Genomic DNA, 2,344 nt, shown 5'->3' on the forward strand with positions numbered 1-2,344 from the left:
GAACCCCCGCCAGTCCTCCGGCGTGGCGACGCCCCGGTGGATGCCCGTGCGGGCCGCGGCGGCGTGGCCGAAGGAGCCGCTCCCGTGGCCCACCAGAAGGCGGAGGGCCGGGCGTTGGGCCAGGGCCTCCCGGATCTCGACGGCCAGCCGCCGGATCCGCCGGATCCGCGCCCGCCGCTCCCGCCGCTTGTCGGTGATCAACGAGCCGCCCAGTTTCAGAAAGACCCGCTCCTCCGCCATCCGGAGACCTCCCGCCCCGTTACCCTTCCAGCCGGTGCAGGCGACGGACCTGGGCGATGAGGGACTCGATGGGGGGCTCCTCCGGGCGCGGGGGCGGGCCCAGGGGATCCAGGACGTCCGTATGGCCCAGCCAGAGGCGGAAGGCCGCCAGGACCCCATACGCCAGGGCCTCCCGATGGTAGCCCCCCTCCAGCACGAAAACCAGGCGCCCCCCGCACAGGGCGTCGGCCAGTTCCGTCAGCCCCCGGGTCAACGCCGCGAACCCCTGCACGGTCATGGTCAACCCGCCCAGGGGGTCGCCCCAGTGGGGATCGTAACCGGCTGAGACCAGGATGAGATCGGGCGCGAAACGCCGGGCGGCAGGAACGATCACCGCCTCCAGCAACCGCTGAAACCCTCGGTCCCCTACGCCCATCAGCAGAGGCAGGTTGAGGGTGGTCCCCTCCCCCGGCCCTGCCCCGATCTCCCGCCAGCCCCCAGTCCCTGGGTAGATCCCCCACTGATGGGTTGAGAGATAGAACACGGTGGGGTCGGTGTAGAAGATCGCCTGGGTGCCGTTCCCGTGGTGGAGGTCGAAGTCCACGATCATCACCCGCCGGGCGCCCAGTTCGTCCCGGGCGAAACGGGCCCCCAGGGCCACGTTGTTGAACAGGCAGAACCCTTCCCCATGGTCCGGGAAGGCGTGATGGCCTGGGGGGCGGACCAGGGCGAAGGCCCGCTGGGCGCGCCCCTCCCAGACGGCGGCCACCGCCGCCTCGACCGCCCCGGCCGCCCGTAAGGCGGCCTCGAAGGAGCGCGGGGCCACATAAGTCTCATCGCCCGGAAAGTTCAGGCCCCCACCGCCCCGCTCCGCCAGCCGGCGGACCCGCTCCACATACTCCGGGCGGTGGACCCGCGTCAGGCGCTCCAGGGGGATGGGTGCCACCGGCAGGGCCAGGGCCTGTGCCAGCACCCCGTGAGCCTCCAGGACGGCCATCACCCGCTCCAGACGGTCCCGCCGCTCAATGTGCTGGGGGTCGTCGTGCTCGAGGAAAAGGGGGTCGTAGGCATACGCCACGGCCATCGCCACGTCCTCCTTGGGATTCCCGCGCCCTTGAGGATACCGGCGAAACGCCTCGCCCGCAATGCGTGTATCATAGTAGAAAGCGATCCGTAAGGAGCGTCCCTGCCCGAGGGAGAACGCCATGGCTGAGGACGAACGGCGCGCCGTGCTCGCGGCGCAGCCCCTGTTCCGGCGGCTGGACCCGGAGGACCTGGACCGCGTGGCGGCGCTGGCCCAGCCGGTCACCCTGGCCCCGGGCCAGGAACTGTTCATCGAGGGGGAGAACTTCCCTGCCTATTTCATCCTGCGGTCCGGTCGGCTGGTCCTCCTGCGCATCGGGGCGGACGGGGTGGAGCGCCTGGTGCGCCATGTCCAGCCCGGCGAGGGCTTCGGGGTGCGGGCCCTCTTCCTGAACGAGCCCCGGGACGTCACGGCCCTGGCCCTCTCGCCGGTGGAGGGATGGCGGATCGACAAGGCTGCCTTCGACGCGCTGCTGGCAGCCCATCCGGATCTGATCCACCGCTTGGCGCTGCCGCCCGACGTGGAGGCCCGCCTGCGGGCCCCGCGCTTCCCCTGGCTGGAGCCCGAGGAGCAGGTCCTGGCGGCCATCCACCGCCACTGGATCAGCCTGGTCCCGGCCCTCCTCCCCCCCATTGCCCTCCTGCTGGTCACCATCGTGGTGACCACCTTCTGGTTGGCCCAGTGGAACGCGTGGCCCGCCCTCCTCCTGAACTTCCTCCCCCTCGCCCTCCTGGCCGCTCAGGTCTGGAACTGGTGGGACGATCAATACATCCTCACCACGCGGCGCATCGTCCACATCGAACGGGGGCGCTGGCTCTACGTGATCCCCGGCCCGGAGGCCCGCCAGGACATGCCCCTGGACCAGGTCCAGGAGGTGCAGATCCTGCGGCGCAGCCCCCTGGCCAGTCCCTACCTGCTGGACTTCGGGGACATCGAGGTCGAGGCCTTCAGCGGGCGGGTGGGTTTCTCGAACCTCCCCCAACCCGACGAGATCCGGAAATTGATCTACGAGCAACTGGATCGCCTCCGGGCCCACCAGCA

General features: G+C 70.9%; 3 protein-coding genes. 1 reads left to right on the top strand and 2 read right to left on the bottom strand.

What is annotated here, in order from left to right; genetic code table 11:
- Both C4313_RS11560 and C4313_RS11565 read right to left on the bottom strand, forming a co-directional pair.
- On the bottom strand, positions 1-240 hold a 240-nt coding region (locus tag C4313_RS11560; RefSeq protein ID WP_503012470.1), incomplete at its 3' end, for an amino acid kinase family protein.
- A 19-nt stretch (positions 241-259) separates the two neighbouring features.
- Positions 260-1,303, bottom strand: a complete 1,044-nt coding sequence (locus tag C4313_RS11565) for a histone deacetylase family protein (RefSeq protein WP_352429999.1) — start codon at positions 1,301-1,303, stop codon at positions 260-262.
- A 121-nt stretch (positions 1,304-1,424) separates the two neighbouring features.
- Here C4313_RS11565 and C4313_RS11570 point away from each other — a divergent pair.
- On the top strand, positions 1,425-2,344 hold a 920-nt coding region (locus C4313_RS11570), incomplete at its 3' end, for a cyclic nucleotide-binding domain-containing protein (RefSeq protein ID WP_352430000.1).

This window comes from Thermoflexus sp., from assembly GCF_040289485.1.
GTDB lineage: Bacteria > Chloroflexota > Anaerolineae > Thermoflexales > Thermoflexaceae > Thermoflexus.

Excerpts from the sequence above, each read along its gene's own strand:
- C4313_RS11565 (WP_352429999.1), bottom strand. The coding sequence starts at position 1,303 with ATGGCCGTGGCGTATGCCTACGACCCCCTTTTCCTCGAGCACGACGAC.